The sequence below is a fragment of the Streptomyces cinerochromogenes genome, assembly GCF_014648635.1.
In the GTDB taxonomy this organism is placed as follows: Bacteria; Actinomycetota; Actinomycetes; order Streptomycetales; family Streptomycetaceae; genus Streptomyces; species Streptomyces cinerochromogenes.
Window position 1 is genome coordinate 43,000 of record NZ_BMRM01000035.1, and the last position, 7,606, is coordinate 50,605.

Genomic DNA, 7,606 nt, shown 5'->3' on the forward strand with positions numbered 1-7,606 from the left:
GGACCTTTCAGTCGGGAGGGGTGATCAGAGGTCGTTCAGCCACCAGGCCGCGGTGGCGCCGGGCAGGACGCCGGGCGGGCAGGGGCCGCTGGAGAGCAGGGGGGTGCCGGGGACGGGCGCGGGGGCGCCCGCCGTACCGAAGTTGACGGCGCAGACCAGGCCGTCGCCGCGGGTGAAGGCGAGGACGCCCGGCGGGCTGTCCAGCCACTCCAGCGGGCCCTCCCCCAACTGCGGCAACGACTTGCGCAGTTGGAGGCCGTCCCGGTACAGGTGCCAGAAGGAGCGGGTGTCGGCGAGGGCACGGTCGGTGGCGTACTCGGCGAAGTAGTCGGGCTGCGGCAGCCAGGGCTTGGCGCCCTCCGCACCGGAGGTGAAGCCGAACGGGGAGGCCTGCCCGGACCAGGGCAGCGGCACCCGGCAGCCGTCGCGGATGCGGGCGCGGCTTCCGGTGCGCCGGAAGATCGGGTCGGTGAGCACGTCGTCGGGCAGGTCGACGACCTCCGGCAGGCCCAGTTCCTCGCCCTGGTAGATGTACGCGGCTCCGGGCAGCGCCAGCATCAGCAGCGCGGCGGCGCGGGCGCGGGCGGCGCCGAGGCCGCTGCCGCCGGGGGCGGGTTCGCCGTAGCGGGTGACGGTGCGGACCTGGTCGTGGTTGTTGAGGACCCAGGTGACCGTGGAGCCGGTGCCGGCGATGTCCTGCATGGCCTCGGAGATGACCTTGTGGAAGGCGTCGGCGTCCCAGGGGGCGCCGAGCAGGTCGAAGAAGAAGGCCTGGTGGAGTTCGTCGGGGCGGACGTACAGGGCGTGTTCGCGGGCGGTGGGGACGGAGACCTCGCCGACGAGCAGGCGTTCGCGGCCGTCCCGGTCGGCGTACTCGTCGCAGATGGAGCGCCAGCGGCGCCACACCTCGTGCACCTCGGGCTGGTTCCAGGCGAGCGGGTTGACCGAGTCGCGGGTGCGGGCGTCGGCCTCCGGGTCGTCGGAGTCGGGCAGCCGGGGGTGCTTGAAGAGGCCGGCGGCGACGTCGATGCGGAAGCCGTCCACGCCCCGGTCCAGCCAGAACCGCAGGACGCGGTCGAACTCGTCGGGGATCTCGGGGTTGCGCCAGTTCCAGTCGGGCTGCTCGGGCGTGAACATGTGCAGGTACCACTGGCCGTCGGCGACCCTGGTCCAGGCCGGGCCGCCGAACATGGCGTGCCAGTTGTTGGGCGGCTCGCTGCCGTCGGGGCCGCGGCCGTCGGCGAAGTGGAAGCGGGCGCGGGCCGGGCTGCCGGGCTCGCCGTCCAGGGCCTCGCGGAACCACGGGTGCTCGCTGGAGCAGTGGTTGGGGACGATGTCGAGCAGCACCTTGATGCCGAGCCGCCGGGCCGCCGCCATCAGCAGGTCGAACTCGGCGAGGTCGCCGAAGACCGGGTCGACGTCGCGGTAGTCGGCCACGTCGTAGCCGTGGTCGTGCTGCGGCGAGGGGTAGAACGGGCTCAGCCAGATCCCGTCGACGCCGAGCTTCTTCAGGTACGGCAGTCCGGCCCGGACGCCCGCGAGATCACCGATGCCGTCGCCGGTGCTGTCCAGGAAGCTGCGGACGTAGACCTGGTAGATCACGGCGTCCCGCCACCAGTGGTACTTACTCAACATGCATGCATGTTAGGTAGGCGTGTCGCGACTGTGTCAACGAAAAGAACAGTGGTTACCGGAGAGTTGGGGAGACAAATTCGGACTCACCGGGGCATTCAGATGCCAGTTGAGATGTCCGCGTTACTTAACAAGTAACTAGAGAGCGGCCTATCGGTGGGCGATGGCGTCGAGTTCGCGCGCCAGCCGGCGCACGGCCTGCCCGGGCGTCTGGCGCCCGGTGAGCGCGTCCTGCACGACCGCCTGCACGGCCAGGCTGACCTGGTCGTAGTGCGGGCTCTTGGGGCGCGGCCGGGCGGTGAGGACGGCCGTGCGCAGGGTCGCCAGATACGGGAACCGCCCGGTCAGCACGGGGTCTTCGTACAGCGCGGCGCGCACGGGCGGCAGCGCGCCCCGGGTGAGCACCTGGCGCTGCACGGGCGCGCTGGTCAGATAGGCGATCAGACGCGCGGCGGAGTCCGGGTGCCGGGCATGGGCGTTGACCGCGAGATTGGACCCGCCGAGGACACTGGTCCCCGGTCCATGGGGACCCGGCAGCGGTACGGCGCCGATCTTCCCGGCGACCTTCGAGCCCGGTTCCGAGGCGACGGCGTAGGCATAGGGCCAGTTGCGCAGGAAGAGCAGCCTGCCGTCCTGGAAGGCCTGCTTGGACTCCTCCTCCTTGTACGTCAGCGCCCGCCTGGGGATCCAGCCCTCGCGGACGCCCCGGGCGAGGAAGCCGATGCCCTCGCGGGCCGCGGCCGAGTCGACGGTGACACGAGTGCCCTCGCCGCCGAGGATGGTGCCGCCCGCCGAGTACACCGCCTCGGCCGCGTTCACGGTGAGGCCCTCGTACGGCAGGAACTGGCCCGCGTACCCGTCGAGTCCGTACTTCGGCGCGAGCGTCTTCGCATCGCGCTCCAGCTCGGCCCAGGTGTGCGGCGGAGACACGCCCTCTTTGTCGAGAATGTCCTTGCGATACAGGAGAAGTCCGGCATTCGTGACATACGGGACCGCGTACAACCGTCCGTCGTACGTCGCCGTGTCCACGACCGGCGGCAGGAAGCTGTCCAGCGGGAAGCGGTCACGGGGCAGCGGACGGATCCAGCCGGCCGCCGCGAACTCGGAGGTCCAGTCGACGTCGATGTTCAGCACGTCGAACCGGCCCCGGTCACCGCCGCGCAGGTCGGTCGTCATCTGCGCGTGCGTCTCGTCGGCGGAGTCCGGCAGCTCGACCAGGGTGACCCGCTCGCCGGGATGGGTGCGGTTCCAGCCCTGGAGCAGCGGGCCGAGGTAGCCGGTCAGGTCGCCGGCGGTGGCCAGGGTGAGCGGGCCGCGACCGCCCCGGCCGGCCTCGTCGGCACGGGCGCCGGAGGCGACGTACCCGGCCAGGATCACGACGAGAACGAGAAGGCCCCTACCGGCGGTGCGTATCCACCGCATAGGTTCCTCCCTGTACACCGGCACCCCGGGCACCCTCGCCCGGGGACAGAGGCCATGTATACCTGTTAGGTATGCGCGATACTAGGGCGTGGAGCACATGGAGCAGACAGGAGGACAGCACGAGTGCGCCTGCACCTCCTGGCACTCCTCGCCCGTGGCCCGGCCCACGGTTACGAGCTGAAGCAGGACCTTGAGCAACTGCTGGGCGCCGCGTACCCTCAGCCGAACGTCGGCCAGATCTACGTCACCCTCGGCCGCCTGGAGAAGTCCGGGCTGATCGAGGGCGAGGACGTCGAGCAGTCCAGCCGGCCCAACAAGAAGGTCTACCAGCTCACCGACGCCGGGCGTGAGGCGCTGCGCGCCTGGTTCGAGGAGACCGAGGACGAGCCGCGGGTGCGGGACGAGTTCTTCATGAAGCTCGCCCTCGCCCCGCAGACCGGTCTCGCCGACCAGATCGCCCTCATCAACAAACAGCGGCGCCAGTACCTCAACACCATGCGCAACCTGTCGAAGCTGGCCGCGGCCGAGAGCCGGGACAACCGAATCGCCCACCTGCTGATCGAGGGCGCGATGCTGCACCTGCAGGCCGACCTCGACTGGCTGGAGCGGTGCCAGGAGGAACTGGAATGAGCGAGGACACTCCGGTTCCGCGGGCCGAGGGCACTCCGGTTCCGCGGGCCGAGGGCACTCCGGTTCTGCGGGCCGAGGGCCTGGTCAAGACCCACCACGGCGAGGGTGCGCCCGCGCACGCCGTGCGCGGGGTGGACCTGAGCGTGGCCCGGGGCGAGTTCGTGGCGATCACCGGGCCGTCCGGGGCGGGCAAGTCCACGCTGCTGCACCTGCTCGGCGGACTGCAGCGGCCGGACCGGGGCAGCGTCTGGCTCGACGGCCGGTGCACCGACTCCTTCAGCGAGGCCCGCTGGGCGGTGGAGCGCAGGAAGGCCATCGGATTCGTCTTCCAGTTCTTCAACCTGGTGTCGAACCTGTCCGTCGCCGACAACGTCGAACTGCCCGCCCTGCTGGCCGGCGTCCCGCCGAAGAAGGCCCGCGCCGAGCGGGAGGCGCTCCTGGCCGAGCTGGGCCTCGAGGGCAAGGAGCGCAGCATGCCGGGCGAGCTGTCCGGCGGCGAACAGCAGCGGGTCGCGCTCGCCCGGGCGCTGGTCAACCATCCGCCGCTGCTGCTCGCGGACGAGCCGGCCGGCAGCCTCGACAGCAAGGGCACCCGCGAGGTGATGCGGCTGCTGACCCGCTTCCACGGACGCGGCCAGAGCATCGTCCTCGTCACCCACGACGCCCGGCTGGCCAGCGCCGCGGACCGGGTGATCAGCTTCTTCGACGGCCGCATAGCCGACGACGCGACCCTGGACGGCACCCCGGCACCCCGCCGTGGCGGCATCTCCGGGGTGCTGGAGCTGAGGGACTGACCGTGCTGGACCTGAGGGACGTACGAGCCACCCTGCGCTGGGCCCACTCCGACCTGCGCACCCACCGCGGCGAGGCGCTGTTCCTGGTGCTGGCGACCGCCGGCATCGTCGCCTCGCTGCTGCTGGCCACCGCCCTGTTCGGCTATGCCACGAACCCCTGGGAGCGGACCTTCGCCGAAGCGCGCGGAGCCCATGTGTGGCTGCACACCGCCCGGTCCGCCGACGCCGGGAAGCTGGCCCGGCTCGACGGCGTCAGCTCCGTCGCCGGCCCCTACCGCACCGAGTCCGCCACCGTCGCCGCCCGCGGCACCCGTGCCGCCGTGGAACTGCGCGGCACCCCGGACCTCCCCTCCGTCGGCCGGCCCCTGCTCACCGCCGGGCGCTGGCTGGATCCGGCCGCGCCGGACGGCGTGGTGCTGGAGAGCAGCCTGGCCCGCGCCCTGCTGGCCGAGCCCGGTGACACCCTGACCCTGCCCGGCACCGCCCGCACCCTCACCGTCGAGGGCGTCGCGGACAGCGCCGAACCCCCGTACCGCCCCGGCGAGCAGCCCGGACTGGTGTGGGCGCTGCCGTCGGCGGTGCGCACCCCGGCCGGCCAGGTCATCGGGCTGCGGCTCGGCGATCCGGCCGACACGGACTACGCCGTCCAGCGCGCCGTCACCGTGCTGGGCGCCGGCGCTGTCGGCGAGGTCTCCACCTGGCAGCAGGCCCGGGCGGAGGCCCAGGGTGCGGGCCGGCTGCTGGGCCAGGTGCTCGGGCTGTTCGGCCTGGGCGCCCTGATCGCCGCCGGGTTCGCGGTGCACGGCGCGATCGCCACCCGGATCCGCGGGCATCTGCGGGACCTGTCGGTGCTGAAGGCGATCGGCTTCACACCCGGCCAGGTGGTACGGATCTTCCTTCTCCAGCACCTGGCGTACGCCCTGCTCGGTGCCGTGGCCGCCGCGGCCCTCACCGAGGGGCTGGGCAGCCGGATCCCGGGGCGGCTCGGGGACGCGGTGGGGGTGTGGCAGGGGCTGCCCGGGCACACCCTGGCGCTGTGCGCGGTACCGGCGGGCGCGGTGCTGTTCATCGGCCTGACCACGGGGCTCGCGGCCTGGCGGGCGGGCCGGGTGCCCCCGGTTCCGGTACCGCGCCCGGCCGCGCCGGGGGGCGGCCGGCTGACCGGGCCGGCCCGCCTCGCCCTCGGCCTGCGGCTGCCGGCCGCGCTGGTCCTCGGCTGCCACAAGGCGTTCGCGGGTCGCGGCCGGTCCCTGGCCTCCGTGGCCCGGCTGACCCTGCCGCTGGTGCTCATCGTCGTGGCGCTCAGCGCCTGGACCACCCTCGACCGTCTCCACAGCAGCCCCGAACGGGTGGGGCTGCCGACGGCGCTCACCGTCCGCTCGGACGGCGCCCTGGACCCCTCCGGCGTACGGACCGTGCTGACCGGTGATCCCCGGGTCGGCGCCGCCTACCCGGGCGTGGAGGTGGCCGCGCTGGTCCCCGGCCAGACCGGCACCATCGCCCTGCGCGGCATCGGCACCCGCGCCGAGCCCTACCCCTACGCCCTCGCCGAGGGCCGCGCCGCCCGGGGACCGGACGAGGCGGTGGCCGGCCAGGGCCTGCTCGACCTGCTGCACGCCCGGGTCGGCGACTGGGTGCGGATGACGGTGGGCGACCGGCCGCAGATCCTGCACATCGTCGGCCGCGCCCTCGAACCGCGCAACGCCGGCCGGGTGGTGACCACCTCCCTGGACACCCTCCGCGAGAACGACCCGCAGCTGGCCCCGGCCTTCTACGAACTGCGGCTGCGCCCGGGCGCCGACCCGCACCGCGTGGCCGCCGCGCTCGCCTCGGCCGACCGCGGCCACCTGGAGGTGCATCCGGTCACGAACCCCGCCGACGGGCTCTCCCCGCTGCGCGGTGTCGTCGCCGGACTGATCGCCGTGCTGGCCCTCATCGGGCTGGTCGAGCTGCTCACCGCGATCGGCGGCAGCGTCCGCGAGGGCGAGCGGGACGTGCTGGCGCTCCGGGCGATCGGCATGTCCCCGCGGCAGATCACCGCGATCACCGTGACGGCGACGAGCTGTACGGCCCTGGCCGCGGCCGTCGCCGGTACGGCGCTGGGGCTGCCGCTGGCCCGCCGGCTGATCGACGCCCAGGGCGGTTCCAGCGGCATCGGTGCCGGAATCGCCCAGTCCCCCTCCCCCGGTCTGCTGCTCCTCCTGGGCACGGCCGCCGTGCTGGGAGCGGCGGCGCTGGCCACCCTGCCCGCGTCCCGCGCGGCCCGCCGACGCCTCGCGGACACGCTGAGCGCGGTGGCCTGAACCCGGCGTCAGGCGGAGCCGGAATCCAGGTCGCCGGGCGCCGACGGCGGCCGGTGGCGGGTCAGCTCCGGCCGCGCAGCTCCCGGTACGTGGCGACCAGCGCCTTGGTCGACGCGTCCAGGCCGGGGACGTCGGCGCCCTCGGTGAGCGCGGGCTCGACGCGCTTGGCGAGGACCTTGCCCAGCTCCACGCCCCACTGGTCGAAGGAGTCGATGTTCCACACCGCGCCCTGGACGAACACCTTGTGCTCGTAGAGGGCGATGAGCTGGCCGAGCACCGACGGGGTCAGCTTCCGGGCGAGGATCGTGGTGGTCGGCCGGTTGCCCTGGAAGGTCTTGTGCGGGACCAGCTCCTCGGGCACGCCCTCCGCGCGGACCTCCTCCGCCGTCTTGCCGAAGGCGAGCGCCTGGGTCTGGGCGAAGAAGTTGGCCATCAACAGGTCGTGCTGGGCCTTCAGCTCCTCGCTCAGCTCGGCGACCGGCTCGGCGAAGCCGATGAAGTCCGCCGGGATCAGCTTGGTGCCCTGGTGGATCAACTGGTAGTAGGCGTGCTGCCCGTTGGTGCCCGGGGTGCCCCACACCACCGGTCCGGTCTGCCACTCCACCGGCCGGCCGTCCCGCTGCACGGACTTGCCGTTGGACTCCATGTCCAGCTGCTGGAGGTAGGCCGTGAACCTGGAGAGGTAGTGGCTGTACGGCAGCACGGCGTGCGACTGGGCGTCGTGGAAGTTGTCGTACCAGATGCCCAGCAGGCCCAGCAGCAGCGGCGCGTTGGCCTCGGCGGGCGCGGTGCGGAAGTGGTCGTCGACGATCCGGAACCCGTCGA

Annotated in this window: 6 protein-coding genes; 3 read left to right on the forward strand and 3 right to left on the reverse strand. The window is 73.1% G+C overall.

Translation table 11 applies throughout. The features are described 5' to 3' along the window. Nucleotides 1–24: 24 nt before the first annotated feature. The gene (locus tag IEZ20_RS38735; protein WP_189307721.1) at nucleotides 25–1,635 is read right to left on the reverse strand and encodes a glycoside hydrolase family 13 protein; all 1,611 of its coding nucleotides are present in this window, start codon (nucleotides 1,633–1,635) and stop codon (nucleotides 25–27) included. Between the two features lie 147 nt (nucleotides 1,636–1,782). Then, entirely contained in the window at nucleotides 1,783–3,054 is a 1,272-nt protein-coding gene (locus tag IEZ20_RS38740; RefSeq protein WP_189307722.1) for an ABC transporter substrate-binding protein, read from the reverse strand. 123 nt (nucleotides 3,055–3,177) lie between these two features. Here IEZ20_RS38740 and IEZ20_RS38745 point away from each other — a divergent pair, with 123 nt between their 5' ends. From IEZ20_RS38745 to IEZ20_RS38755, 3 genes are read left to right on the forward strand one after another with little or no spacing between them, the layout of a single operon-like run. Next, nucleotides 3,178–3,684, forward strand: coding sequence for a PadR family transcriptional regulator (locus IEZ20_RS38745; protein ID WP_189307724.1), 507 nt, complete (start codon nucleotides 3,178–3,180; stop codon nucleotides 3,682–3,684). Continuing rightward, nucleotides 3,681–4,478, forward strand: a complete 798-nt coding sequence (locus tag IEZ20_RS38750) for an ABC transporter ATP-binding protein (protein ID WP_229896494.1) — start codon at nucleotides 3,681–3,683, stop codon at nucleotides 4,476–4,478. Before IEZ20_RS38745 ends, IEZ20_RS38750 begins: the two co-directional genes overlap by 4 nt. Nucleotides 4,479–4,480: 2 nt before the next feature. Further along, nucleotides 4,481–6,781 (forward strand): FtsX-like permease family protein, encoded by a 2,301-nt coding sequence (locus IEZ20_RS38755; protein ID WP_229896495.1) that lies wholly within the window; start codon nucleotides 4,481–4,483, stop codon nucleotides 6,779–6,781. 61 nt (nucleotides 6,782–6,842) lie between these two features. Here IEZ20_RS38755 and IEZ20_RS38760 read toward each other — a convergent pair. Further along, nucleotides 6,843–7,606, reverse strand: a 764-nt coding sequence (locus IEZ20_RS38760; RefSeq protein ID WP_506004970.1) for a phosphoglucose isomerase-related protein, incomplete at its 5' end; no start/stop codon positions are given.